Here is a 24,788-nt window from a genome sequence, read left to right as displayed (position 1 = left end):
CCCTTCGCTAGATCACGACAGCCGAGGACTGCCACACTTCATCGAACTGGCGCTCAAACCCCGTCCACAAAAGGTTGTACTGCGCCGCTACCAGCTTGTACACGCTCGACTGGTGCCCTTCCGATGAAGGATGGAACATCGACAGATAGAGCACGTCGTCCAGCCTGATACAACGCCAGACAGGAAGCGCGCGGTACTTCCGCACCGACACGTCGACGTTCTGCCGTCCCGTGAGTTCTTCCAGCCGAGCGATTGACAGGTTGATGCCCGCCCGGAAGGAGGCGGGCGATTCCCGGATCTCCTTCGCCCGGACACTCGCCGCCTCGCAATCGGGATCGAGCAGCAGGACACGCAACCGGAGCGGTTCCCGCCTGTCGCCCGTCACCGCGGATCGCAGCAAGGACTCGTTGAGTCCGATCAACCCGAGCGCACGTACAACCAGGAGATCGATTCGCTTCGCGTCTGTCGCGCGACCGGAAATCTCGCCGGCGGCTTCGCCTTGCGACGCGAAAATCTGAGTGATGCCAACTCGATCGAGCTGCGACATGGATTCGATGGAATCCTCAAGCCGCGGAGCGAGCCCCAGGCGCAGCCGCGCCCGGCTCGGCATGTTGAGCCCATCAGCGATCCGTTGCAGTACTTCGATACTGGTCACTTCGCGGTGGCCGTGGATGATCTCGCTGACCCGTCCCTGGGGCATGCCGATGGCGATCCCGATACGAGACTGGCTGGAGCCGACCCACTGTTGAGCGATCTTGAAGAGCTTGGCTACGTCGCGACTCGTAAGCGCTTTTTGGACATCGTCCTTGTCCCATACCGCATCGGGTATGCGAATCGGTTCGTACATGTCCCTAGACATAGCACCCACACGCTATCTCATCGTGAGATACCTGTCCAGGGATAGAAACGGCCCCTTCACAAGAGCAGCATCGAAGGAGAAAGGCTCTACGCCCCCGCAGTAGAGAACGGCCTTCACGATCGCTCGAAGGGGTATAGCGATGACAGCACCTACAACCGAAGTGAAACGCGGGTCCTTCGTACAGGACGGTTCAGCGTTCGACGTGTGCGCCTCAAGCGAGCACGCTCCCGAGGCCATGCGGGTGTATCCCGCTGGGGACCGGAGCGCGCTCGTGCTCGTCGTGTCCGGCCTCAACTCCGGTGACATGAAAGCGAACTGGGGCCAGCCGTGGCGCGACTACCCCGATCAGTGGCGTGACGACTTCGAAGAGCGCGCGTATCGCGCCTACGTCTCCCGTGACGCCAAACCATTCGCCTCCGTGCGCGCGGTCGGCACGGTCCGAATCTGCGAAGGGTGATCCACCATGCGACCGAACCCGAGAGCGCTCAACCCGCAAACCTTCGAGGTTGAGGGCCAGCAGTACGAACTCGCCGAGTACCGCAACGACATGGGCGGCCCACACCTCAAGGTCACCGAGCTGAGCGAACACCCGTTCACCGTGATGACCCGAGGACTCGAATACGGCGAACGGCCCTTCTGGATCGGCGGATACGCCATCGGCCAGCCCGAGCTGCGGGAACACATCGCTGCAGCAGTAGCCGCACTCCACGACGGCCCCGCCACCACAGGCAGGACCTAACGACTCGGGCGGGCATGCCTCCCCAGAACCACGCACCGCCCGTTTGCGTCCTCCGCGTTGCCACACCACGCGGAAGGCCAACCAGCCGAGCGAAAGGGTCATTGGTGGATCGCTCGGCAGCCTCGCTACGGGCATAGCGGGGTCCGAGGGCCGCTGTTACCAGGGTGGCGGGAACAGCGGCCCTCCTCTCGACTACCGGAAGAAAGAGAACGCCGTGCTCACACTGACCCGAACCCTTAACGACCTTGCCGAAGACCTGCACATCCGCGGCTACACCCTCATTCGGGCCGAGCCGGAACCCGAGGCCATGACCGCTGCCGCGAGCGTACTTGGGACCCATCTCGGCGCACGCTGGATGGGCTCGCGAACCCTTACAGCCAAGAACGATCCGACATGGCTCCCCCGGCACACCGAACAGCTCGACGACCAGGAGCCCCTTCGCTTCTTCGCGCTCGGCTGCCTCATCCCAGCCACCGAAGGCGGCGCAACCTGCCTCTTCGACGGGCGAGCGGCTGCGCGCACCCTCCTCGCCCAGCAACACCGCTTCACCTCGGTTCGGATCACGTACTCGACCAAGTGGCGCCCCAATAAGGCGACACACCCGCTCATCAATCCAGGCGTCCACGGGCCCGCGCTCCGTTTCCGCTCCAAGCTGGAGACGAACAGCGTCCTCGGCCTTCCAACTGGCCTCAGCGAGGACGAGATGTACGGGCATGTCGAATCCGCGCTGGCCGAGGCCGTTGTGCTGGTGCACCAATGGCGAGCTGGAGACCTCCTGGTGGTGAACAACCGCGCCATGATTCATGCTCGGCAGCCGTTCAACGGCACCCGCCGCATGATCCGCTTCCGCTACGACGACCCGCACTACCGGACCGTCACACTGAAGCCATGAAACACGTCCGCCTACCGGCGTCCGTCCTGCGCGCTCTCGCGCCCATGCACCGCCTATGGTGGCGGGTCCGCAAACCAAACACCTTTGGTGTCAAGGTCCTGCTGCGCGACGACGCCGGCCGATTCCTCGTCGTCCGCCACTCCTATTCAGACCCCACACGATGGGGCCTCCCCGGCGGCGGCTACCACCCAACCCGAGAGACACCTGCCGAAGCTGGGGCACGCGAGGTTGCAGAAGAACTCAGTCTCACCCTTAACCCGAACGACTTCGTCGAACTCAACACCATCACCACAACCCTTGAGGCCAAGCGAGACACGCTCACCATCCTCACCGCTGCCACTCCGACAACAACCGTCACCACTTCACCAGAACTCGCGGAGGCACGGTGGATCTCCAACGTCGGCGATCTCAGCAACGCTCCAGTATCCCGGTGGCTCCTAGCCGCTCTCGCACAGACAGCGTGAGCTCATGAAAGAAAATATGAAGACAACCTAACTTAGAAGTGCCGTCCCATAGCCGACACGTAGGGCGTCGTTACGACAAATAGGGGGCCGCGCCGAACATTACAACAGCATGATCAAACGTCCGAGCATCCTTCGACCCAACCGTGGGCTCTCCCATTCCGGCCCGGTGCTTCCTGGATCGCGAACCTTGAGCACTATTGCCTGAAAGGTAACCGAGTATGCAGCCTCAGATCCTAGAAAAGCCCCGCAGATTCCTTCGCTTCAGACCCCGGAATTCCCCCCTCGCCAGCGAATTCCTTGAGAATCGAAAAGAAGGTCATAATGTCTTCACAAATTTCCTCGGCCCTCATATTTTTAGCCACATCCACCGGCCGAACATTGAAATGAGAAAGAATGTCTTTCGCGCGCGCATCCATAAATGCTTGAGCGGCATCCGTGCGTTTCCACCTATCGTCGAAAGAACCAAGCCCGAACTTCGAGCTGAGATCCGACTCAACCTTGCTTCGCGACATTTTTGCCGCTTGAGCAATCGCTTCAGGCCAGATTAGATACGCTTCGATATAGCGTCGACGCCACTTCACTGCCTTGAAATGTTCCGGGACCTTCCACCCCTTATCGAGGAGATCAGATCCAGTGGTGCCAGACGCCTCATCATCTCGATCGCGAAGACTAAGGGCAGTAATTTCACCATACTCATGACTCAGGAGTTGCCAGATCTTCTTTCGCTCTTTGACACTCTCACTCGTTTGCCATTCGGCAACATTCTCAGGCCACTCAACCTCTGCGATCGCAGAAAGGGCCTGAAGTATCAATCTATCCGATTTTCCTTCATAGAAGAACACTCGCCTCTTCTTTCGAACCTGATCGATACGCGGCGCATAATCGCTCCCAATCCCAACAAGAAGTCCTGTCTTTTGAGAATCTTCCGTTAGGTATCGGAAGCGAGATTGACCGCTATTTCTAACTTCAAGTATGTTGTGAGGATCGGTCGAGCGGATAATCTCGGTCGAATGAGTAGCTAGAAGAACCTGCTTCTCAAATTGACCAGAAAGCATCGCCAATCTTTCCACCATTTGCATCTGAAGCGCAGCATGAAGATGTGCATCAGGCTCATCAAATAGGAGAATATCAGTCGAAGGAGACGTCGCAAGTGTGTAAACACTAAGCCATTGAAGGAACCCACTTCCTTCAACCATCAAGTCATGTGGCTTATACTTCGGGAACCTTGTGAGCTTGTACCCGGCCACAGACCCTTTATCAACATTCGCCTGAATGTACGAATGGTATTCCTCATTAAACTCTGCCATAAGAATTTCCGCTGAAAATACCTCCCTCAGTGTCTGCTGAAGAATTTCCCATGGGTCCTCATCGCGAAGCTTAACGAGATCTTTTTCCGGAACGCGCGTCTTGTCCTTTCCTAGGGAATCTCGTTTTGCAACATTCTCTAGCCGCATATCCAGGAGAAGATTTCGCAACACTGCACCCGCAAGCCCCTCGCCAATTCTGCGCCTTCGCATTGCCCCTGTCGCCCGCTCTTCCCGGGCAGATATACCCGCGAACGGCGGCAAATAGGCAATAGTTGGAGTCCGATCGTCTTCGTCAAGATTTGAATCCGACAACTTCACAAAAAGACGATCATTGGCTAGCGAGAGCGAAAACTTCAGCCGCTTCTCTGCGTCCGCGTCGTCACGCCAAGTGCATCCGATCGAAAGAGTATAACCATCCGGATCTGTCTCCGGATTCTTGGACGATCTCAGGTTCGTCCACAGATGATTAAGGGTTGGAATATTAATAGGAGAAAACTCGTCATCACCAATTCCCAAACCCTGAGCGCCTAGGCTGGTTCCTGTAAGAGCGGTAGTCCCCTTTTCCGCAACAATGGCGACCTTACAGAATTCCCAAACAGCGAGAGCCTGTAGCAGCGAGGATTTTCCCGCGTTGTTTCCACCCGCTACAATCGTCACTCCTTCACGGAGTTTCAGATTTTCTTCAGTGAACTGCTTGAAGCGTTTGATGGTGACCTCAGTAAGCTTCATGTTACTTCCTAGTTTACGCAATATGAGTGCTTGAGATACTTCAGCCCAGCCTATCGGCGCGTTTCCTTCGGATCAACCCCTAACACCTCGATGACGCGACCGCCTCGACGAGACGGGGACGCTGGCTCCTCACTTATCACCGTGCAAGAGGGCGCTCGCAGCCCGGCCGATCCGCCTTCCACGGAGCCCCTTGCGCAGTCCCTATACAGCCATGATAGTTCTGTGGATACGTGACCACGAACCGCCAGCTGACTTTCGGCTCTTCCCTCCGCGCCGGCCCCTCGCGGCGGCCCCCTCGCTCGCCTCTGGGACAAATCCACACGAGCTGACACCTTCTGTACATCCGTCTGTCAACGCGCGAATTCTTGCGATGAAGCTGGAACAAGATCAAAGTGAAAGTGCGGGCTTGCGTTGGAACGAGGTGTGTCATAAACTTGACTCTCGATTCGAGTGCTTTACGTCATTTGCGAATATTTTCATCCCTTCGAAATCCTGGACTGTCGGTACGATCTCTACCGAATCATCTTAGATCCAGTCGGAGGTATCCGTGTCTCTCGAAATACCCGCACAGAGCGATGAAGCGCTCAGAAATAACAGTAAGGATATTGCGCTTGAAGAATCAAAAAATAGAACCTTGCGCGCACAGCGCCTAATGAAGGTAATCTGGCTATCTTCCAGCCTCGTCGTAGCGCTCTTCTTGGGTTGGTCGATGTTTGTCGGTATTTGGACCAATTACCGAGAGCCGTTCAGCATAATAGGATTCCTAGCTGCAGTTGGTTCCACGGGCGCTGCAGCCTATTTCATATTCACCAGACAATCCGAACTCGCGCAGCATGACAACCAACTCGTGCATCTCTATACCCAGAGGGCTCACCTTGCGGCAAAGAACGCCCTGAATCACGAAGAATCTCTACGAATCTATCGGATTAATGCAAGGTCAGCCATGGATAGGTACCGCGAGCAGGCAACTCAAAGCCGAAAAATCGGCAACACTCTTCAATGGCTGATTATTGTTGGGGCAGTGATCGCCGCCAGCTCTACCAGCGCCTCCGCTGCGACTATCTCTGACACAAATTGGTTCAAATGGGTAGCAGCCGCCATGAGCATGGTCGTAGCGATCGCCTCAGCCGCAACTGGATTCTTTAAGTTTCGCGAAAGAGGCATCGCAAAACAGCAGACTGCTGACTCCATCGCTCGCGAGTCTCAAGCAATGGAGCTTGGACTTCATGACTATCGCGGCAAGAGCGACGTGGAACGACTGACGCTCTTTGCAGAGAGAGTTGAGGAGATCGTCGAAGAGCAGCGTAAGCGCGAGCTACAGCTCGAAGAATCCTCCGGCGAGGAGAAGAACCGCGAAGCTAGATAGTCGCGCACGAAGTGGCCTTATCGGCCATCTTAAAGACTTTCCCCGAACATCCGCACAAGCAGACGTCGAACACGACCCTCGGTTCACAACCCACGAACTCCTCCGTCGATGCCACTCGACGAAACGGATTCAGGCCTCCTAACTTGCACCCACGAACTTTAAACGAGCTCAATGAAGGTCCTGCCAATAATAACAGTCCGTCAAGAGTCCACCGACGGATACTCATTGTTTCCCCACATATCAAGCCGTTGTTCAACAACGCGCCAGGAAAGCTGAATAGGAGGCTCTGTCTTATGTAGTTCCCATAGGTCAGCAACATACCTCATTGCTTCTTCTGAAAGAATGTCCAGCCCGGTCATGATCATCGAGTACGCATCCAGGACGAGGAGTTCTCTAGCGTTTTCTTCCGGAGTATTCCGGACTGGACTGAACCATCTACCGTCGTAGGGTGGTACGCTTTCTAGCGGATGACCGGCAATGACACTCAAATCAAATATGTGCTCTATTGCACCCTCGGATGAAAGGTCTGGTTGGGTTACCCATTTGACTACGCAGAGGTCCGAAAACTGATGATAGCTAACCGCAACAAGATCTGACCTTAGCCAGCGGCGCATTCGACTTTCAAATCCAGGAAGCACATCGATCTCATCAGCTTCGTTTTCTTCATCCACAAGATATTCCGCAGCAACTGATCGAACAACCTCAATCGCTTTCATTGTGGGAAGCTGAAAGAATTCCCTGCGCTTGTTGAGTCTGTAATCAGCAAGCAACTCATGAACTTTGCTTTCGACCGTAATTGCATCACTGACAATCTGCTCGTAAGCTACTTCAAAATCATCAGGCACCCCAGTTGCGGTCGAGAGCTCACGAGCGCGGAGCGTTGCTGTTCTCTCGGTCATCCCGATCTTTACAATATTCCGTGCGAAGTACCGATTTGTGAGCACATAAATTACGCCTCGTTTTGCAGGCAATTCACGCCTCCGTCTCTTCCCGTGCTGTGGCTTCAAGCGACAGGCCCGACCTGGCAGCCATAGATCTCCCGCACCCGCCGTACATTGCTCTGAATTCCTTGCGATCTCTGTCCGGCAGGATGCCGGAACCATACTCGGCCCCACCGACAACTCATCCCGAAGATACCGGCGACTCACGGCGAGGGCCAGTCGCTTCACCTTGGCCGCGCCAAATCACCAAGCGGCAGTGCATCCGAACCTCTGCATACCAGATTCCGATCGGAGTCGTTAGGTGACATGGGCAGCTGATATCGCTCAGGTTCGACGTAGACGAGCATGACTTCTTCGCCCAGGTGACAGTGCTTCCTACAGACTCGCGAAATCCCATGCACGGGTCTCAGGCTAGCAACGGCGCTGCAGGACCTCCTCGACCCGATCAAGACCGGTGAAGTCGACCGAATCAACACGGCTACTGGTGAACTTGGTGACCTGCTCGGCGTAGGTGAAGGCACCGTGCGCAAGGGCGAGCGACCCGATCCAGCCCTCAATCGACGCGTGCAGGGCCGCCCAACGCACCTCAGCGATCCCGAACGCTCCATCGGGCCCGATCATGAACCCGTAAGCAACCGTCACAAAACGGACCCGGCGGCAGGACGAGACCACCCCACAACCTTTGAAACGCGATCGCCCGATCAACGAACTCCGAGGGCACGCCGCCACCGATCCAGTCCTCTCGGTACCGGTCGAGTTGCGGAGTTCGTTCGCGCTCCATAGGAGTAGACGAAGGCGCGCGCTCGGTCCTCCACATCCAGATCGAACGAAGAGTGACGTGCTCTTCGACTGACTCGCGACCACCAGCCGGGGAACACGGCGGTTTCGCTGACTGCCGGTCGCGAAGTCGAAAGCCGCGTGGGAATCGTCGGCCGCTCACAGCAGACAATCCGATCCACATTCAGACACGGTGAATTCGCCTGGCCGATTGCCTGCCCGCAGCACAACCTCAAAGGCGGAACCATCCTCGAAGGCCAGCCGGAAGAACGGGCTCGCCTCACACAGGAGATCCCAGATCTCTACTGCTTCACCGTCAGCGAGTGCATCGTCGGCGAGTCGACCACGAGCGGCCAGGTCTGCGCTCCTCTCCTCGATCGTGATCAACACGTCGAAACGCATGCAGATGGTTGAGTTGGCCCACCATTCGAGCTGCGCCGCAAACGTTTCCTCCACTCGCGAAGTCTTGCATCCGGCACTACGCTGCATCCATGGACAAAGCAGCCGCCATGCGCACCCGGCTTATCGAGCAGGTCACGCAGATGCTGCGCCGCCCCGGCTTGTACGTCATCAATGACCAGGACTTCGAGTCGATGTGCAAACTGCGGCTTGATGACCTGCGTTTCCTCGACGGCCTCCCCGAGCCAACCAGAGACGACCTCGGACTGTCGGACAAGTACCGGTCATGCGGCATCCCCGGGCTGTTTCGGGAAGCCTTCGGCACTGACACCCGCTTCCACAGCGAGGTCGCCTCACTCTTTGCTGAGATCTTCCACGGCTACGGATACCTCACCGTAGACAGACTCCTCCCGGACGAACCCTGGTCCGCCCTGCTCGCTGCAGCCGACTCCGCATTTAACGGCAGAGACGCCCATCTGAGCGAGATCGTCAAGGCGTTCGGACCTCCGAGCTTCAGAATCCACAAGTACGTCTACTGCTACGCACCGGAAAGCGGGACAGGCTGGGCCTTCTTCGACGGCTTCGGTTACACCCCCGACGACCACGGTGCCCCGGCGACAACGTTCCGCGGCTACCCCAGCGACCCCGTACTACGCAGCATCCGCCTACCCGGCCCCGACTTCGAAGAGTCCCTGCGACTCACACGACAAGGCGAAGCACTACGACACCACACCCAGCTCGAACGCCTCAACTGAGCGACTGGGCTCAGAACTCTTGTGGGTGCTTGGACAACCAGTCCTGGTGCCGGTCTCGAAGCGCATCGCGGTCCGCTGCTGTCGGGGCGATGACGTCCATGCCACCGTCGTACGGGTGAAAGAGCCAGCGCGCACCGGGATCGGTGATGATGCCGCCAGGTTCCCGGTCATCGGCGACCTTCCGGAGTCTCGGGTCGAGCAGGCCACGTTGCCACACATGGCGGGTGAGAAATAGGTCCGCGCGGGAGGGGCCGAACTCGGGGTCCACGTCGTAGACGGTGGTGCGCCAAGCTTTCTGCAGTCCGCGCCGAGCTCTCCTGCCGCTGTACTCGGCACGAACCACGCACACCTCACCGCCGCCGAACAGCTCATCGAGCACGGAGTTGTACCGGTCGAGGATCACGGCAGTCTCTGACTCGCTCTCGGCGTAGCGCTTCGACTCAGGCAGACAGTGGAACCTCACCCACCGGTCGCGATAGCGGTGCTTCAACTCGTACGGAGTCGCGAGCAGCTCCAACTGCCAACACTTCTCCCACACACTCGCGAACTCCTTATGCACGGGTCTCAGGCTAGCTGCGGCATGTCAAGGGCAGGCCTGTGGCACAGGTACGGTGCTGGGCATGCGTTTGTTGGTGGCACGGTGCCAGGTTGATTACACAGGTCGGCTTTCTGCCCATTTGCCCATGGCTACCCGTTTGCTAATATGGAAAGCGGACGGGTCTTGTTAGTCCGCAAATCTCACCTGAGTCGGTTGTTACCTCTGCGGGTTCCGTGCGACCTTGGCGATTGCCATGAGTGCCTCCGACATAGCGACAGCATCGATCGTGTGGTTCGGAGTTGGCAGAGCCAACTCGACGTGGTCCAGGGTGAGGTTGTCGTCCGGGCGGTAGGACGGATAGAACGACGGTTCGGTCTCCAGTGCAATGAACCCGCCTTCGGGGAACTCGAAGTAGATGCTCCGTCGGCTTCCTCTGGGGTCGGGGTCGCCATACCGCCAGCCGCGTTTGAGAAGCCCCATCAGAGGGCCGCCGTCCACTGCCTGGCCCTCGAATCGGCTCAGCCGCCCAGACAGCCGCTCTTCCTCGGTCAGTGAAAGCGCAGGGCGTCCGAGCTGATCGAACGGTTGGAGGGTCTCGTAGTCGGCAAGGACCGCGGCCCACTGCTCGACTTCATCGCCCAAGGTGGCCGGGTGCGCGAGTCGGACGACGGCTTCGCCAGGCAGGGCCATCGGCTCGTCTTCGAGATCAGCAAGAGTGCGGTCCTCTGCGAGGCGGAACGAGGTCCATCCTGAACCAGAATCGGCCTGCCAGACCAGGCGGCCCGTCAGGTGCCACAGCAACGGATGACCGACCAAGTACGTCTGGAACTCATCGCCGGTCCAGTTGCGGCCGTGGACCATCGCTGATTCGAGGCGGCGAACCTGCTCCACCGCGACTTTTTTGAGGTCCTTGCGCATCGTGGTGAATCGCTCGTACGCCGGCTGGGCGAGGTCGAGGTCGTCCTTTGCGCCGGGCTTCGGCAGATTGGCGCGACGTTTCCCGGAGTCCTCGACCGCGTAGGGCCGCAGCTGCTCGTCGAACTTGACGGTGAAGGAGCGGGGACCATAGTCGAGGACGAGCGGTGTAGCCGCATCCAGGCCGAAGTCCGGGACGAGACGGTCGGCGAGCTGTTCGCGATCGAGACCGAGCCGCTGCGCGATCGCGTCGATCTGATCGGCGGCCGCTTTCTTGAGCGCCTTGAATTTCGTTTCCTCGGCAATCCCCCGTACCGCCCAGAGCGCCGCCTCGGTCCCAATGGCGCCAAGAATCTCGACGCCCCTGACGGCTTTGGTGCTTTGCCCCTTCGCGGGCCATTCGCAGATGAGCGCAGCGAGACGTCGCACCGTGCGCTCGTCGGCGAACCTCGCCAACTGCGTCATGGCCCAGACGTCCTTGGAGGGGCAGCCCGCGGCGGTCCACAGCTCGTACAGGGCCCACGAGAACGCGGTGAGTCCAGCCGCATCGCATTCGCGAACGAGCACGTCGACCCCCCGATAGGGGCCCTCAAGCCCGTCGATCGCCAGCGCGATCATCAGTGTCTTGACTGCATCCGTGGGCAACGCGGCAGCACCGCCTGCGAGCAGCACCTGTGGCAGCGAATGCGGATCAGCCCATGTGCCGATACGCGGAAGGCTGTCGAGCTTCGGGTCGAACGGATCAGGCTCGATCAGCGCTCGAACCGCCTCCGCAGCAGACACGCCGTACTGGTTCGCCTGGGTGTCCAGGATTTCCCGGTTTGACTCGGCCAGGTACCGCAGCGCTTTGACAGCGGGCCCGCGCAGCTTCGCGTCTGGACCGAACGCGTCCGGGATGAGGAGCGCGGCCGCAGCGTCGGGATGCCTGTCGAGCCAGGCCAATGCAACGGCGCGGTCGCTCTGCGACCGCGTCATGCTGTCAGCTGCAGTCCTCGCCGCATCGATGTTCACGATGGGAAGCATGGCGGGACGGAAGTCCTTCTTCGACCGGACGTTCTGCATGACACGGTCGATCGCGGCTAGCGAGTGCCGGCCGAGGATCGCCTTCACCGTGGAAACCGAGGCCGAGCGAGCCCCACCATCCCATTGGTCGAGCGCTGATCCGACCAGTTCTTCGGAGGCGTAAGCGAGGAACTCCGGGAGCCAGGGGTGATCAGCTCGCGGGCCGTCAGGCATCGAACGTTCCCAGAACCCCTGGTGGGCGACGTGGTTCTCGCCATCGGCAAGGACCTGGAAGGCCTCCTGTTCGCCTTCGTTCCAACGCAGTTCGTTCAATGGGGGTGCAGAAAGTCCAGCAAGCGGGGTCGGTGTTGCTCGGTTCACGAAAGCCGCCCAAGGCGGCGATGTGAAGCGCTCCGGCAGTGTCGATGGATCAGCCACCGGAACCCCCGCTGACATCGCCTGAAGCTGCTCGATCGCCTGGCGATCGACTTCGTCGAGCATCGCAACAGCCTGCTGTATCAGGGCGTTCGACTGCGAGATTCCGGCAAGCCTGGACTTGGCAGGACCAGTAGACGCCTCCGACACCGAGGCGATCGCTCGCAGGGTCCGGACCGGGAAGCGCTTCGCTGCGGCACGCGCCGCAGCCATCGGCCGCGCTTCGCCACTACGTTCGAGAAGGTATTCGATCGCCGGGTCAGAAGGCAGGATTCCGAGCGCGTCAACCATCGCCCGTGCTACCTCAGGACGCTTGACCGACCGGCTGCCAAGGGACTTCACCAGGACCGGAAGCGCCTCGACTCCCAGCGCATCCACGAGACGGACCACCGTCCCCACCTCGCACTGATAGGCATCGATCATTGATGCGCCGCTGGCTTCGAGGTGTTCCCGCCTCGACACGCAGGACCACAGGGCATCCTTGCCGACGTTCAGCGGGCCGTGCGATGCATGGAGCAGACAAGCCTCCTCTACCCAGGATTCCTGGTCCGGGATCAGCATGGCGCTGGCAAATCGTTTCGAATCATCCGATCGCATGCCACCGACCGAGGCAACAACCTCCGCGTACGCCGAAGAGTCGAGCGCAGCCAGCAACGACCGGATGGGGCTGATCCAGCTGGCGACTCCCCAAGTCCCTGCCAAGTGCGCGATATGCATCGGCCCGATTCGGACCTGTTGCCGAGAGACGATCCGAGGATGCAGCCAGGTAACGCTGGTACTCAACAGTTCGACCGCGGCTTTTACAGTGAAGCCGATTCCGTACTGTGCGATCCAGGCATCGCGGGCGAGCTCCCGGTTGTCGCGAGAAGCATCCACCCAATCCAGCAGCTTCAATGCCAGCGCGGCTCCGAGTGGGTCCGGTTCTCCGGCGATACCAGCGCGAATGGGCGCTTCGAGGGAGGGATCGGGGAGCGCACGGAACGCGTACTCGAGATACCGGGCCCCCTCGGTGAATCGTTTGTTGAGTTCGGCCGGGGCGTCTTCCTTGATCTCGACCGGCCGAGGCGCTCCACGGCCGGGCCAGTCGAAGGTGTGTTGCTTCCAGGATTTGGGCAGCTCAAGCAGGTCTTCATCGGGCAGCTGGCGAGGGGCGGAGGGGTTCACTCTCTTCATAGGAGTAAGGCTATGAGACAGGTGTGACATTCGTTCGCGACCCTAGACCCGTCATACCGCACAGACGGTTGCACGCGCGGTCCTTGCCGCAGAGCTGCCGGTAGGGTGCTGGGCATGCGTTTGTTGGTGGCACGGTGCCAGGTTGATTACACAGGTCGGCTTTCTGCCCATTTGCCCATGGCTACCCGTTTGCTAATATGGAAAGCGGACGGGAGCGTGCTGGTGCACGCCGATGGGGGGTCGTACAAGCCGCTCAACTGGATGACGCCGCCGTGCACGGTCGTCGAGGGGGCCACGGAGTGGACCGTGACCTCGAAGAAGACCGGGGACCAGCTGAAGATCAGCATCGAAGAGGTCTTCCACGACTCGAGCCATGAGCTCGGGATCGACCCCGGACTGCAGAAGGACGGCGTCGAGGCGCACCTGCAGGAGCTGCTGGCCGCCGACACGGCGCCGCTCGGGAAGGGCTGGTCGCTGGTGCGCCGCGAGTACCCGACCGCGATCGGGCCGGTGGACCTCATGTGCCGCGACTCGGACGGGAAGCACGTGGCCGTCGAGATCAAGCGGCGCGGCGAGATCGACGGCGTCGAGCAGTTGACCCGGTACCTGGAGCTGCTCAACCGCGACCCGCTCCTCGCCCCGGTCGACGGCGTCTTCGCCGCCCAGGCCATCAAGCCCCAGGCCCGCGTCCTCGCCGAGGACCGCGGCATCCGCTGCGTCGTACTGGACTACGACGACCTGCGCGGGGCGATCGACGAGAGCCAGCCGAGGCTTTTCTAGACGAACGGCGAAGGGCCGCAGCGTAACCGCTGCGGCCCTTTTGCAGTACTCGAGGCTACTCGACCTCGAAGTCCTCGGCGTCGTCCCAGAGCTGCTGGCACTCCGCCTCGGTGCCGTAGCCCGAGTCGACGCAGTCCTGGATGGTGTCCTGCTCGATCTTGTCGGCTTCGTCCTTGACAGCATTGAAGACCAGGGCGTTCATCGCGATGGCAACGCCGATGGCGAGGATGCCGAGCACGAGACCGGTACCACCGGTGCCCTTGCCCTTGCCGCCGCGCGAGCCGGCCTTGACGACCCCGATGATGCCGAAGATGAGGGCGAGCACGCCGAGCGGGATCGCGGTGAAGACGTTGACGACGGGGATCACGGCAAAGACGAGGCCGATGATGCCGAGCACGAGGGCGGTCACGCCGAAGCCGTTGCCCTGCTTGACGGGGACGGGCTGCTGCATGGGGGCCGGGGCGGGCGGGTAAGCCACGGGGTAACTCCTATTGAAATCGATCGATCGGGTTGTTCGGGCGGAACAGCCTGGAGTCTATGGCAACGGCGCAAATCGCATAACGGTGGTCAACCGGTCGATACGCGAGATACTGGTCACTGCAACCGTTCGGACCAGGACGATTACAGATCGTGTTCATTCCAATGAAAATGACGCAATGGAGTCGTTATTAGACTCTCCGCAGTCGCATGATCGCCGAGTCCCAGTCCGCACCCGTGAATCGGAGTGGCAGACCGAGCACGTTCAGTGTCGCTCCCCAATGGATTTCGCCGGTGTCCTCGTCCTGCCAGCGCGAGTCGGCCGCGATCCCCTCGGGCCGCAGCGGCGCCAGCGGCCGGTTGCAGTGCCAGGGTGTCTTGAAGCCCAGCACCGCGATCCGGTCGCCGTGCACGTACTGGACGCCGGTGAGCGCCGAAGCCTCCGGGTCGCCGAGGCGGTACTGCACGCCGTGCTGCACGACCGGCCGCAGCCGCTTGTACTGCACCACATGCTCGGCGGCCTCCTCGAGTTCGGCCTCAGTCCATTCGGTGAGGTTGCCGCCCACCGCGAGCACGCCCGCGCTGGCGACCTGGAAGCGGAATCGGAGCGAGGTGGTGCGCTGGTTGAAGCCGCTGGGCTCGTCGGTGATCCAGGTGTCCATGGCGCGCGCCGGATACGCCTGGCTGAAGCCGTACTGGATGGCGACGCGGTCGCCGGCGTCGGTGTTGTCCGAGGTCCAGACCTGGTCGACGTAGCGGAGCATGCCGGGGTCGACGCGGCCGCCGCCGCCCGCGCAGCCTTCGATGCGCACGTTCGGGTGCGCGGCGCGCAGGCGCTCCTTGATGGAGTAGACGGCTTCGACGTGCTCGAACCAGGCCCGGTCGGGGTCGGCGTCGCCGGGGCGGCCGACCTCGGTCCAGGGCCGGTTGTGGTCCCATTTGACGTAGTCGATGTCGTTGCCGCTCAACAGGTCGTCGAGCCAGGCGTAGGCCCAGGCGGCGACTTCGGGGCGGCCGTAGTCGAGCACGAGCTGCTGCCGGAGCTCGGTGCGGTCGCGCCCGGCCTGGTGCAGGACCCAGTCGGGGTGGGCGCGGTAGAGGTCGGAGTCGGGGTTGACCATCTCGGGTTCGACCCAGATGCCGAACTTCATGCCGGTGGCGTGCACCGCGTCGATGAGCGGCCCGAGGCCTTTGGGGAACCGGTCGGGGTTGGGGTGCCAGTCGCCGAGCCCGGCGTCGTCGGTGACGCGCTGCCCGAACCAGCCGTCGTCGACGACGAACTGCTCGCAGCCGATGCGCGCGGCCAGTTCGACGAGCGGCAGCTGCTGCTCCTCGGCCACGTCGAAGGCGACGGCCTCCCAGGAGTTGAAGAGGACGGGCGCGTCCTCTTCGGGGGTGGGCATCACATGGCGGCGCAGGTGCTCGTGCCAGGCGCGCGAGGCGCCGCCGAAGCCGGCGTCGGTGAACAGCCCGGAGTAGACGGGCGTCGTCCAGGTCTCGCCGGCGCGGAGGGTCCAGCGCAGGCCTTCGTGCCCGGCGCCGCCGGTGATCGACACGCGGCCCTGGGCGGAGCGGCGCAGCAGGACCCGCCAGGAGCCGGACCAGGCGAGGTTCGTGGAGTAGACGGTCCCGGCGGTCTCGGTGGCGGTGCCGTCGTCGACGGCGGTCCAGGGGTTCGACTGGTGGCCGGTGAGCCCGCGCCGGGTGCCGAGTGCGGTCTCGCCGACGGGGAGCGTGACGCGGCGGAGCTGCCATTCGGCGGCCCATTCGCCGCTGAGGTGGGAGAGCCGGTAGTCGCCCCAGTGCGGGAGGGTCCAGGCGGCGGAGTCGAAGCGGGTGAGTTCGACCGGGGCCGCGGCCTCGAGGGAGGCCCAGCGGTCGAGCACGCCGGTGTCCCAGAGCCGGTAGTGCAGGGTCAGCGCCAGGTCCCGGTCGGTGAACCGGATCGCCAGGTGATCGTCATCGATCGTGTGGTCGGCGTAGTGCCATGCGAAGCCCTTGGCGCCGTCCGGGTGGCGCAGCTGCAGGGACGGGGTCGCGAACTGCGGCCCGAGCTCGCCGAGGAGTTCGGCGCCGGTGTGCAGGCGGTCGTCCCACGAGTAGGCCTCGCGCCATGCGACCGCGAGGGTGGGGACGGCCTCGTCGGGGACCGCGGGGCCCCAGTGCAGCTGGCGGGGCAGGCCGTCCTGGAGGCCGACGACGTAGGAGAGGCCGGGCCCGGTGAGGTGCCAGGCGAGGGCGGCTTCGTCGAAACGGATGGGCATTGCTGTCTCCTCAGAATCAGATCGGGTCCAGTCTGCCCCGGCGGCCGCCGCCTATAGAAACCGGTATCACTACTCGAGAAGACGCGGAGTTGCCGCGTTCTTCACGCCCTCGCAACCGCCGTGTCACCGCACCGGGCCCGCCGCAGGTGGTGAACGGGCACGTGGGAGCGGCATGCAAGACTATTGGCATGCTTCACGCGGTGGTCCCCGCGGGCGGTTCCGGAACTCGGCTCTGGCCCCTGTCTCGCGCGCAACGACCCAAGTTCCTGCTGCCATTGACCGGCACGGATTCGTCGTTGCTGCAATCGACCGTCGAGCGGGCCCGGCTGCTGTCCGACCCCGACCACGTTTACGTCGTCACCGGGGCCGCGCACGCCGTCGACGTGGCCCGCCAGCTCCCCGAGGTGCCGGGCGACAACATCCTCGTCGAGCCCTCCCCGCGCGACTCCGCGGCCGCGATCAGCCTCGCCGCCGCGGTGATCGCCGAGCGCGAGCCGACCGCGATCATGGGCTCCTTCGCCGCCGACCACCTCGTGCTCGACGGCGAGGCGTTCGCGAAGACCGTGCAGAAGGCGATGGAGCTGGCCTCCACGGGCCTGCTCATGACCATCGGCATCACCCCCACTGGCCCGGACACCGGCTTCGGCTACCTGCGGCTCGGCCCGCCGGTCGGCCCCGGCTACCAGCTCGGGGCGTTCGTGGAGAAGCCCGACCAGGTCTCGGCGGTCGAGTACGTCTCGGCCGGGAACTACCTGTGGAACGCCGGCATGTTCGTGTGGCGCGTCGACGTCTACCTCGCCGAGCTCAAGCGCCACCGCCCCGCGCTGCACGACGCGGTGCGCACCCTCGCGGCCGCGTGGGACTCCAACCGCCGCGAGGCGCTGTTCGCGCAGCTCTGGCCGACCCTCGAGAAGATCTCGATCGACTACGCCGTCATGGAGCCCGCGGCCGCCGCCGGGAAGGTCGGCGTCGTCCCGGGCGATTTCGAGTGGCACGATGTGGGCGACTACGACACGCTCGGCCAGGTCCTCCCCGCCAACGACAAGGTGGGCAACGTGATCCTGCGCGGCTCGGGCGAGGCGCTGCTGACCGAGTCGAAGCGGAACGTGGTCGTGCCGGCCGCCGGGCGGCTCGTCGCCACGGTCGGCGTGGACGACCTCATCATCGTGGACACCCCGGACGCGCTCCTGGTGTGCCCCCGCGACCGGGCCCAGGAGGTCAAGGGCCTGGTCGAGGAACTCAAGCAGGCCAATAGAACCGATCTGGTGTAATGGCGCCCATGAAGCTCGGGTCCCGCCAGATCACCTCCCGGCAGCGCTCGGTCATCGCGGCCGTCCTGCTCGCCTGCGCACTGGTGTTCATCGCCGTCGCCTTGTCCCAGTGGCTCTTCGGGGTCGGCCTCGACCCGCGCGACGACACCCTCCGCCGCGCCGCCGGCATCGGCTTCACCGACGAGGCGCGGGCGACGCTCTTCTCGATCCTCCCGGTCGCGCTGCCTGCGCTCGCGTCGTTCGTCGCACCCGACACGCGACCCGGACGGGTGACAGTCCGCCTTACCCGTCTCGTTTATGTCGCCTACCTCGTTATCGGTGTACTGCTGACGCTGTCGGCAGCCCGGTACGGATTCGACGACGCCAGGCAATTGGCTGAGGAAGGACAGGTCTTCATCGACACCCGCGCCGCCGTGGAGCGACTGCTGCTCGACGCGGTGTGGTTGACATTGGCCGGTATCGGTCTTGTCTTGGTGCGGTGGAACGGAACTCGTGAGCGATCCTCCACTCCGAAACCTGTCAAGTTAAGTCCCCCACAAGCGTGAGTCTGAGGGGTCCTTCCATCATTCAGTTCACTGTGCGCTATCGTCTGATATCGAACCGTGACCGAATAGCGATGAGCACTCATCGTCCATAGCGACGAGTAATGGCGGTGCGGCCCCATCTACAGGCCGCCCGCGGGCACCGGGCTTCACCAGAAGCACAACCATGCAGGACAGGCACCAGCGGACGACCGGCTCGTCCGCAGCAGGGCCGTACGCGTTTTCAGGGGAGGGAACGCGTCCAGCCCGCCATCCGCATCCCGGTGCAGCGCAAGTGATTGCAAGGGGGGAGCACCGGTCCGACCGGTGCGCGAACGAGGAGGCGGACGTATATGGACGGCCGTGACTACTTGGCCGACCTTTTGGGTAACGTTCCGGAGTGGCAGGCTCGCGCATTGTGCGCGCAGACCGATCCGGAGGCGTTCTTCCCCGAAAAAGGGGGGTCCACGCGGGATGCGAAACGCATCTGCGCGCGGTGCGAGGTCAAAGAGAACTGTCTGCAGTACGCACTCGACCACGATGAGCGCTTCGGCATCTGGGGCGGGCTCTCCGAAAGGGAGCGCCGCAAGATCAAGCGCCAGGCGCGCGAGGCGGCACGTCGGCGCACGGAGCGCCTGCCCGTGGTGGTGTGCTTCCCGAGCCCGATGATCAACCCCGCGCTGACTTCGGAGGTCGTCTTCGCGGCGGAGCAGCGCCATGTCGAGCCCGTCCTGGTCGGGGGCGGCATCGGCAGTCAGGTGGACCTGCTGGAGGAGCTGGTCGGCGCCCGCCTGCCCGCTCCGATCGGCGAACTCGCGGAGGAACCGGCCGTGCAGGAGCGCATACCGGTCGCCGCGTAAACCACATCCCTGCGAGCGAGCGGCGGGGGCGGGACATCGATGTCCCGCCCCTGCGCTGTGCTCGAGGCTCAGAACTCCAGGTCCTCGGGCGGCAGGTTGAGCAGGGACGCGAGCTGCTCGGCGAGCACCGAGCGCACCAGGCCCTCCATCTCGCCCTTGCCCTCGGCCCGCAGCTCGATCGGCCTGCGGTACAGGACGATCCGCGGCGAGGCCGCGACCGTGCCCGGCTGCGCCGGGTACAGCTTCGAGAGCGGCACCCCGCGGTCCTCCACGATGTCCGCGTCGTAGTTCTGGGACTCCGGCGGCACCTCGTCCACGGCGAACTCGATGTGGCGCAGGTCCGTGAACTTCGAGCCGAGCGACTCCGCCAGGCGGCGCTCGATCTCGACCACCGAATCCATCACCAGCGCGTCGAACTGCTCGACGGGCGTGCGCCGCAGCGGCAGTGCGCGAGGCGCCAGCGGCCCCCGCATCCCCCGTCCGTGTCGATCTCTGCGCATGGGGAAACCATAGCGTTCGCGCCCGACGATTTCGGTCCCCGCGATCCCGATCCGGACAATTCCGCATCGGACCACAGTTCAGCGTCGCTGACTTCGCCACCGCGAGTGGTAGTTTCGTGGGGTGAGGTCGGATCGGCGTTGCTCCCGGAACGGCTGCCGCCAGCCTGCGGTGGCCACTTTGACATATATCTACTCGGATTCGACGGCTGTGGTCGGCCCGCTCTCGACGACGCGGGAACCCCACAGCTATGACCTGTGTGATGCGCACGCCCGGCGCCTCACCGTGCCCCACGGCTGGGAACTGGTCCGCCATCAAGGCGATTACGCGGTGCCCATGCCCACCGACGACGACCTGGTCGCCCTGGCCAACGCCGTGCGGGAAGCCGCCGTGAGCGAGAGGCACGACATCGACGCGTCCGAGCCCGCCCCCATGACGGGGAGCCGGTACGAGGACCCCGATGCGTCTCCGCGCCAAGGGCTCCGCCCCTCTGCGCCGCAGATCGGTGCCCGGCGTCACCTCCGGGTGGTGTCCGGCGACGAGGACCTACAGCGCTAGTCTCGTCACGGGGCGGCCTTGGCGAGGGTGCCGAACGTCTCCCCACCGGACCCGCAACACCGGAAAGGCGGCAACTGAGTGGCTCCCAATCTCAGCGAATTCGTGAAGGCCTATGACGTGCGCGGACTCGTCGGTTCGCAACTCACGCCCGAGGTCATGGAGGCCATCGGCGCAGCGGCCGTGGCCGTCACCGGTGAAAAGACGTGGGCCGTCGGCCACGACATGCGCGACTCCGGCCCCGGCTTCGCCGAAGCCTTCGCGCGCGGCGCGACCCGCGCCGGCGCAGATGTCATCAATGCCGGTCTCTGCTCGACCGACATGCTCTACTTCATCGCCGGCCAGCGGAACGTCGCCGGCGCGATGTGCACCGCCAGCCACAACCCGGCCGCCTACAACGGCCTGAAGTTGTGCCTGCCCGCGGCCCGCCCGATCGGCCTCGACACGGGCCTCGCGGACATCCGCGACAAGGCCCAGGCGATCCTCGACGGCGAACCGGCCCGTGAGGCCGAGAAGCCCGGGACGACCACGAGCGAGGACTTCCTCGCCGCGTACGCCGCCTACCTGCGCGACCTCGTCGACCTCTCGAACATCCGCCCGCTCAAGATCGTCGTCGACGCGGGCAACGGCATGGGCGGCCACACCGTCCGCGCCGTCCTCGGCGACCAGGTCCTCGCCGCGCTCCCCCTCGAGATCGACGAGCTCTACTTCGAGCTCGACGGGACGTTCCCCAACCACGAGGCCAACCCGCTCGAACCGGCGAACATCGTCGACCTGCAGGCCCGCGTCAGGGAAGTCGGCGCCGACCTCGGCCTGGCCTTCGACGGCGACGCCGACCGCTGCTTCGTCGTGGACGCCGACGGCGAGCCCGTCACCCCGTCCGCGATCACCGCGCTCATCGCCACCCGCGAACTCGCCAAGCACCCCGGTTCCGCGGTGTGCCACAACCTGATCACCTCGAAGGCCGTCCCCGAGATCATCGCCGAGCACGGCGGCCGCCCGCTGCGCACCCGCGTCGGCCACTCCTACATCAAGGCCGTCATGGGCGAGGAGAACGCCGTCTTCGGCGGCGAGCACTCCGCGCACTACTACTTCCGCGACTTCTGGTTCGCCGACACCGGCATGCTCGCCGCGATGCACGTCCTCGCCGCCGTCGGCGAGAGCGAGCGCACCGCCAAAGAGCTCTCCGAGGAGTTCGTGCGCTACGTGCCCTCCGGCGAGATCAACTCCAAGGTCGACGACCCGCACGCGAAGATCGAAGAGGTCGCCGCGCAGTACGCTGCGCGAGAAGGGGTCACGACCGACCGCCTCGACGGCCTCACGATCAACCTCGAAGACGGCTCGTGGGCCAATCTGCGCCCGTCCAACACCGAACCGCTGCTGCGCCTCAACGCCGAGGGCCCCGACCAGGCGTCCATGGAGCGGCTGCGGGACGACATCCTCCGCACCGTAAGGAACTAGCCCATGCCCGCCACCGCTCCCAAGCCAGTGCTCCTCGAGCTGCTGCGCTGCCCCGAGCCCCACCACGCCCCGCTCTCGTACGACCGCGAGGCGAACGCGCTCACCTGCTCGGAGTGCGCCAAGGTCTTCCGGGTCGAGGACGGCATCCCCGTGATGCTCCTCGACGGCCCGGAGTAGCAGCGCCCGCCTCGGCTCCCGAGGCAGTGCGAGAACCGTCCCGGCAACGAAGCGAACCGCCCAGGGCCGCAGGCCAAGGAGGAGTACAGCATGGGTCTTGAGGACGACGGCCTCGCCGGGATCACCGGCGACCGGCTCCCCGACGAGCGCCGCATCGAAGGCGACCTGAGCGAGTCGATCCGGCCCGGCGGCGCCCTCTGGGCGCTCGCCTCGGCCGGACCGCAGCTCCGCGAGTCCGCCGCGCTCGCCAACGACGCCGGCCTCACCGCGCTCGCCGAAGAAGGCCGCCCCCGCGCGGTCGTCGTCGCGGGCGTCGGCACCGCCGCGCGCACCGGCGACATCCTCGCCACCGTGGCAGGGCCCCGCTGCCCCGTGCCGATCCTCGGCCACCGCTCCGCCGGCGTCCCCGGCTGGGTCGGCGCCGCGGACGTCGTCATCGCCGTCTCGGCCTCAGGCCGCAGCCCCGAGGCGCTGGCCGCCGCCGAGGCCGCCTGGCGCCGCGGCGCGCGCCTCGTCGCCATCGGCGCCCCCGACTCGGAGCTGCAGTCGCTCGCCGAGCGCGCCCGCGCCCCGTTCGTGGCCGTCCCCCGCCGCGCCCCCGCACGCCTCAGCCTGTGGGCGCTCACCGTCCCGGTCCTCATGGCCGCCAGGGAACTCGGGCTCGTGAACCTCGTGGAGGCGGACATCGCCGAGACCGCGCGGCGGCTCGACGAGGACGCCGAGCGCTGCCGCCCGGACGCCGACGCGTACGTCAACCCGGCGAAGGAGCTCGCGATGAACCTGGCCGGGTCGATCCCGGTCGTGTGGGGCTCGAGCCCGCTCGCCGGAGTGGCCGCCCGCCGCTTCGGCGACATGCTCGCCGCGAACTCCCGCTACCCGGTCGTCTCCGGTGAACTCGGCGAGGTCGGGCGCGGCCGCGTCGGCCTCCTCGACGGCGTGTTCGGCTCGCTCGCCGAGGGCCAGAAGGACATCTTCGCGGACCCCGAGGACGACGAGCTGACCCGCCTGCGGATCGTGCTCATGCGCGACGACGGCCTCGACGGCGACGAGACCGGCCCCAAGCCGGACGTGCGCCGCGCCGACGCCGTCGCCGACCTGGCCTCCCGCCGCGGCGTCCGCTGCGACGTGCTGCCCGCCGAGGGCGGCTGCTCGCTCGAACGGCTGGCCTCGCTCATCGCCGTCCCCGACTTCGCGTCGGTGTACCTGGCGCTCGCCCACGGCCTCGACCCGATGCGCGTCCCGGCAGTCTCCGAGATGAAGGACGCCACCCTCGGTTCCGACTAGCGGAACCATAAGGGCCGCAACACTTTCAAGGCCGCGGACGGCGATGCCGTCCGCGGCCTTCGCCGTCCCGCGCTCAGGCGGGCCGGGGTGGCGGGCCGCGCGGGCCGAACCGTTAGAGTTGAGGCCTTCAACCCGAACAGTGAGGAGCGGCGGTGCAGGGGCTCTACGGTGTCATCCGCAACTACGCGTGGGGATCGCAAGTCGACATCGCCCAGTTGCAGGGCCGGGAGGTCCCCGCCGACCTCCCTGAAGCCGAGGAATGGCTCGGGGCCCACCACAGCGCCCCCTCGACCCTCCACGACGGCCGGCCGCTGGACGACGCGATCGCCTCGTCCCCGGCGGAGATGCTCGGACAGCGGGTGCTCGACCGCTTCGGCCCGAAGCTCCCGTTCCTGCTGAAGCTGCTCGCGGCGGGCAAGCCCCTGTCGCTCCAGGCGCACCCGAACCTGCGCCAGGCCAACTCGGGCCACCAGCGCGAGCTGCGCATCGGCATCGACGCGGCCTACCGCAACTACGTCGACGACAACCACAAGCCCGAACTCCTGGTGGCGCTCACCGAGTTCCGCGCGATGTGCGGCTTCCGCGACCCGCTCGCGGCCGCCGCGGACATCGAAGCGCTCGGCGTCCCCGAACTCGAATCGCTGGTCGCCACCCTGCGCGACCCGAAGGCCGGCCTGCGCCGCGCCGTCCCGGACCTGCTGGGGCTGGGCCGCGAGGAGTGCCGCGGCATCATCGACGCGGCCGCGAAGGCCGCCGCCGAACTCGCGACCGCGGACGCGGCGGACCTGGTGAACCTGGCACGCTCCTACCCCGACGACCCGGGCGTCCTGGTCAGCCTGCTGCTCAACCACATCACGCTCCAACCGGGCGAGGGCGTGTACATGCCCGCGGGGAACCTGCACGCCTACCTCAAGGGCTTCGGCGTGGAGATCATGGCCGCGAGCGACAACGTGCTGCGCGGCGGCCTCACCAACAAGCGCGTCGACGTGCCGGAGCTGCTGCGCGTCCTGGACTTCAACGCGATCGACGAGCCGCGCGCCCTCATCGAGGACGCCGGCGTGGTGCGCACCTGGCCGGTCCCGATCGAGGACTTCACGCTCCGGCGTATCGAACTCACCGGCGAGCCGCTCCGGATCGACATCGACGGCCCCCGGATCTGCCTGAGCACCGGCGGGAACGTCACCGTGGCGGACGACGAGGGCGAGGTGGCCCTCTCCCCCGGCCGCGCGGCCTTCTCGGCCGGCACGGCGGGTCCGATCATCGCGAGCGGCGAAGGCGAACTGTTCATCGCGAGCGCCTGACGCCCCAAGACGAAAGACCGGCCCCCAGCGCTGTTCTCACTATGGCTC

24 protein-coding genes and 2 pseudogenes are annotated in these 24,788 nt (G+C 64.4%); 16 read left to right on the top strand and 10 right to left on the bottom strand.

Annotated features, from left to right (window positions below):
- Window positions 1–7: 7 nt before the first annotated feature.
- Window positions 8–847 (bottom strand): hypothetical protein, encoded by an 840-nt coding sequence (locus tag O2L01_RS14785; RefSeq protein ID WP_270122725.1) that lies wholly within the window; start codon window positions 845–847, stop codon window positions 8–10.
- Window positions 848–998: 151 nt separating this feature from the next.
- Between O2L01_RS14785 and O2L01_RS14780 the strand changes: the two genes are divergently transcribed.
- The 4 genes from O2L01_RS14780 to O2L01_RS14765 all read left to right on the top strand — a co-directional run bounded on the left by O2L01_RS14780 (window position 999) and on the right by O2L01_RS14765 (window position 2,954).
- Window positions 999–1,316: a hypothetical protein gene (locus tag O2L01_RS14780; protein ID WP_270122724.1), complete on the top strand. Its 318-nt coding sequence runs from the start codon at window positions 999–1,001 to the stop codon at window positions 1,314–1,316.
- A gap of 6 nt (window positions 1,317–1,322) precedes the next feature.
- The gene (locus tag O2L01_RS14775) at window positions 1,323–1,598 is read left to right on the top strand and encodes a hypothetical protein (RefSeq protein WP_270122723.1); all 276 of its coding nucleotides are present in this window, start codon (window positions 1,323–1,325) and stop codon (window positions 1,596–1,598) included.
- A 214-nt stretch (window positions 1,599–1,812) separates the two neighbouring features.
- The gene (locus O2L01_RS14770; RefSeq protein ID WP_270122722.1) at window positions 1,813–2,490 is read left to right on the top strand and encodes a TauD/TfdA family dioxygenase; all 678 of its coding nucleotides are present in this window, start codon (window positions 1,813–1,815) and stop codon (window positions 2,488–2,490) included.
- A complete protein-coding gene (locus O2L01_RS14765) occupies window positions 2,487–2,954 on the top strand; it encodes an NUDIX hydrolase (protein ID WP_270122721.1) in 468 nt (155 codons plus the stop codon). The genes O2L01_RS14770 and O2L01_RS14765 overlap by 4 nt, the downstream gene beginning before the upstream one ends.
- Before the next feature lie 233 nt (window positions 2,955–3,187).
- Here O2L01_RS14765 and O2L01_RS14760 read toward each other — a convergent pair whose 3' ends face one another.
- Entirely contained in the window at window positions 3,188–4,990 is a 1,803-nt protein-coding gene (locus O2L01_RS14760) for an ATP-dependent nuclease (RefSeq protein WP_270122720.1), read from the bottom strand.
- A gap of 547 nt (window positions 4,991–5,537) precedes the next feature.
- Here O2L01_RS14760 and O2L01_RS14755 point away from each other — a divergent pair.
- Window positions 5,538–6,356, top strand: a complete 819-nt coding sequence (locus tag O2L01_RS14755; RefSeq protein ID WP_270122719.1) for a DUF4231 domain-containing protein — start codon at window positions 5,538–5,540, stop codon at window positions 6,354–6,356.
- 200 nt (window positions 6,357–6,556) lie between these two features.
- On the opposite strand, the gene O2L01_RS14750 is transcribed toward O2L01_RS14755, so the two are convergent.
- The 3 genes from O2L01_RS14750 to O2L01_RS14740 all read right to left on the bottom strand — a co-directional run bounded on the left by O2L01_RS14750 (window position 6,557) and on the right by O2L01_RS14740 (window position 8,530).
- Window positions 6,557–7,459, bottom strand: coding sequence for a GIY-YIG nuclease family protein (locus O2L01_RS14750; RefSeq protein WP_270122718.1), 903 nt, complete (start codon window positions 7,457–7,459; stop codon window positions 6,557–6,559).
- A gap of 249 nt (window positions 7,460–7,708) precedes the next feature.
- The gene (locus O2L01_RS14745) at window positions 7,709–7,969 is read right to left on the bottom strand and encodes a hypothetical protein (RefSeq protein ID WP_270122717.1); all 261 of its coding nucleotides are present in this window, start codon (window positions 7,967–7,969) and stop codon (window positions 7,709–7,711) included.
- 264 nt (window positions 7,970–8,233) lie between these two features.
- A complete protein-coding gene (locus O2L01_RS14740; RefSeq protein ID WP_270122716.1) occupies window positions 8,234–8,530 on the bottom strand; it encodes a hypothetical protein in 297 nt (98 codons plus the stop codon).
- Window positions 8,531–8,565: 35 nt separating this feature from the next.
- Here O2L01_RS14740 and O2L01_RS14735 point away from each other — a divergent pair, with 35 nt between their 5' ends.
- Entirely contained in the window at window positions 8,566–9,228 is a 663-nt protein-coding gene (locus tag O2L01_RS14735; protein ID WP_270122715.1) for a hypothetical protein, read from the top strand.
- A gap of 10 nt (window positions 9,229–9,238) precedes the next feature.
- Here O2L01_RS14735 and O2L01_RS14730 read toward each other — a convergent pair whose 3' ends face one another.
- Window positions 9,239–9,787: a DUF3885 domain-containing protein gene (locus O2L01_RS14730; protein WP_270122714.1), complete on the bottom strand. Its 549-nt coding sequence runs from the start codon at window positions 9,785–9,787 to the stop codon at window positions 9,239–9,241.
- Between the two features lie 61 nt (window positions 9,788–9,848).
- On the opposite strand from O2L01_RS14730, the pseudogene O2L01_RS14725 reads away from it, so the two are divergent.
- Window positions 9,849–9,950 (top strand): annotated as a pseudogene (locus O2L01_RS14725) (endonuclease NucS); the annotation flags it as partial.
- Between the two features lie 32 nt (window positions 9,951–9,982).
- Here the strand turns inward: O2L01_RS14725 and O2L01_RS14720 are convergent.
- Window positions 9,983–13,291: a DUF4132 domain-containing protein gene (locus tag O2L01_RS14720; protein ID WP_270122712.1), complete on the bottom strand. Its 3,309-nt coding sequence runs from the start codon at window positions 13,289–13,291 to the stop codon at window positions 9,983–9,985.
- 114 nt (window positions 13,292–13,405) lie between these two features.
- Between O2L01_RS14720 and nucS the strand changes: the two genes are divergently transcribed.
- Window positions 13,406–14,071, top strand: a complete 666-nt coding sequence (nucS, locus tag O2L01_RS14715) for an endonuclease NucS (RefSeq protein ID WP_270122711.1) — start codon at window positions 13,406–13,408, stop codon at window positions 14,069–14,071.
- Between the two features lie 55 nt (window positions 14,072–14,126).
- Here nucS and O2L01_RS14710 read toward each other — a convergent pair whose 3' ends face one another.
- Window positions 14,127–14,549, bottom strand: a complete 423-nt coding sequence (locus O2L01_RS14710; RefSeq protein WP_270122710.1) for a hypothetical protein — start codon at window positions 14,547–14,549, stop codon at window positions 14,127–14,129.
- A gap of 190 nt (window positions 14,550–14,739) precedes the next feature.
- Window positions 14,740–16,812 carry an alpha-galactosidase gene (locus O2L01_RS14705; protein WP_270122709.1) on the bottom strand — a complete coding sequence of 691 codons (2,073 nt, stop codon included), beginning with the start codon at window positions 16,810–16,812 and terminating at the stop codon, window positions 14,740–14,742.
- Window positions 16,813–17,000: 188 nt separating this feature from the next.
- Between O2L01_RS14705 and O2L01_RS14700 the strand changes: the two genes are divergently transcribed.
- From O2L01_RS14700 to O2L01_RS25570, 3 genes and pseudogenes are all read left to right on the top strand, one after another.
- Window positions 17,001–18,083 carry a mannose-1-phosphate guanylyltransferase gene (locus O2L01_RS14700; protein ID WP_270122708.1) on the top strand — a complete coding sequence of 361 codons (1,083 nt, stop codon included), beginning with the start codon at window positions 17,001–17,003 and terminating at the stop codon, window positions 18,081–18,083.
- 8 nt (window positions 18,084–18,091) lie between these two features.
- Entirely contained in the window at window positions 18,092–18,628 is a 537-nt protein-coding gene (locus tag O2L01_RS14695; RefSeq protein ID WP_270122707.1) for a hypothetical protein, read from the top strand.
- A gap of 329 nt (window positions 18,629–18,957) precedes the next feature.
- Window positions 18,958–19,209: pseudogene (locus O2L01_RS25570) on the top strand (WhiB family transcriptional regulator); the annotation flags it as partial.
- A 323-nt stretch (window positions 19,210–19,532) separates the two neighbouring features.
- Here O2L01_RS25570 and O2L01_RS14685 read toward each other — a convergent pair.
- Window positions 19,533–19,964, bottom strand: a complete 432-nt coding sequence (locus tag O2L01_RS14685; RefSeq protein WP_270122705.1) for a metallopeptidase family protein — start codon at window positions 19,962–19,964, stop codon at window positions 19,533–19,535.
- A 121-nt stretch (window positions 19,965–20,085) separates the two neighbouring features.
- Here O2L01_RS14685 and O2L01_RS14680 point away from each other — a divergent pair, with 121 nt between their 5' ends.
- From O2L01_RS14680 to manA, 5 genes are all read left to right on the top strand, one after another.
- On the top strand, window positions 20,086–20,520 hold the full coding sequence (locus O2L01_RS14680; protein WP_270122704.1) for a DUF3499 domain-containing protein: 435 nt from the start codon (window positions 20,086–20,088) through the stop codon (window positions 20,518–20,520).
- A 78-nt stretch (window positions 20,521–20,598) separates the two neighbouring features.
- Window positions 20,599–21,978 carry a phosphomannomutase/phosphoglucomutase gene (locus O2L01_RS14675; RefSeq protein WP_270122703.1) on the top strand — a complete coding sequence of 460 codons (1,380 nt, stop codon included), beginning with the start codon at window positions 20,599–20,601 and terminating at the stop codon, window positions 21,976–21,978.
- 3 nt (window positions 21,979–21,981) lie between these two features.
- Window positions 21,982–22,155, top strand: a complete 174-nt coding sequence (locus O2L01_RS14670; RefSeq protein WP_205326859.1) for a Trm112 family protein — start codon at window positions 21,982–21,984, stop codon at window positions 22,153–22,155.
- Window positions 22,156–22,245: 90 nt separating this feature from the next.
- Window positions 22,246–23,439 carry an SIS domain-containing protein gene (locus tag O2L01_RS14665; RefSeq protein WP_270122702.1) on the top strand — a complete coding sequence of 398 codons (1,194 nt, stop codon included), beginning with the start codon at window positions 22,246–22,248 and terminating at the stop codon, window positions 23,437–23,439.
- Window positions 23,440–23,591: 152 nt separating this feature from the next.
- Entirely contained in the window at window positions 23,592–24,740 is a 1,149-nt protein-coding gene (gene manA, locus O2L01_RS14660; RefSeq protein ID WP_270122701.1) for a mannose-6-phosphate isomerase, class I, read from the top strand.
- Window positions 24,741–24,788: the final 48 nt, after the last annotated feature.

This window comes from Glycomyces lechevalierae, from assembly GCF_027622945.1.
Lineage (GTDB): Bacteria > Actinomycetota > Actinomycetes > Mycobacteriales > Micromonosporaceae > Glycomyces > Glycomyces rutgersensis.
This window is presented reverse-complemented; position numbering and strand designations above follow the sequence as displayed.

Bases quoted from the DNA above. Each gene is read 5' to 3' on its own strand.
- O2L01_RS14775 (WP_270122723.1), top strand. From the start codon at position 1,323: ATGCGACCGAACCCGAGAGCGCTCAACCCGCAAACCTTCGAGGTTGAG.
- O2L01_RS14700 (WP_270122708.1), top strand. From the start codon at position 17,001: ATGCTTCACGCGGTGGTCCCCGCGGGCGGTTCCGGAACTCGGCTCTGG.
- O2L01_RS14780 (WP_270122724.1), top strand. From the start codon at position 999: ATGACAGCACCTACAACCGAAGTGAAACGCGGGTCCTTCGTACAGGAC.
- O2L01_RS14750 (WP_270122718.1), bottom strand. From the start codon at position 7,459: ATGGTTCCGGCATCCTGCCGGACAGAGATCGCAAGGAATTCAGAGCAA.
- O2L01_RS14735 (WP_270122715.1), top strand. From the start codon at position 8,566: ATGGACAAAGCAGCCGCCATGCGCACCCGGCTTATCGAGCAGGTCACG.
- O2L01_RS14670 (WP_205326859.1), top strand. From the start codon at position 21,982: ATGCCCGCCACCGCTCCCAAGCCAGTGCTCCTCGAGCTGCTGCGCTGC.
- O2L01_RS14785 (WP_270122725.1), bottom strand. From the start codon at position 847: ATGTACGAACCGATTCGCATACCCGATGCGGTATGGGACAAGGACGAT.
- O2L01_RS14665 (WP_270122702.1), top strand. From the start codon at position 22,246: ATGGGTCTTGAGGACGACGGCCTCGCCGGGATCACCGGCGACCGGCTC.
- O2L01_RS14705 (WP_270122709.1), bottom strand. From the start codon at position 16,812: ATGCCCATCCGTTTCGACGAAGCCGCCCTCGCCTGGCACCTCACCGGG.
- O2L01_RS14720 (WP_270122712.1), bottom strand. From the start codon at position 13,291: ATGAAGAGAGTGAACCCCTCCGCCCCTCGCCAGCTGCCCGATGAAGAC.
- O2L01_RS14765 (WP_270122721.1), top strand. From the start codon at position 2,487: ATGAAACACGTCCGCCTACCGGCGTCCGTCCTGCGCGCTCTCGCGCCC.
- O2L01_RS14760 (WP_270122720.1), bottom strand. From the start codon at position 4,990: ATGAAGCTTACTGAGGTCACCATCAAACGCTTCAAGCAGTTCACTGAA.
- O2L01_RS14685 (WP_270122705.1), bottom strand. From the start codon at position 19,964: ATGCGCAGAGATCGACACGGACGGGGGATGCGGGGGCCGCTGGCGCCT.
- O2L01_RS14695 (WP_270122707.1), top strand. From the start codon at position 18,092: ATGAAGCTCGGGTCCCGCCAGATCACCTCCCGGCAGCGCTCGGTCATC.
- nucS (WP_270122711.1), top strand. From the start codon at position 13,406: ATGCGTTTGTTGGTGGCACGGTGCCAGGTTGATTACACAGGTCGGCTT.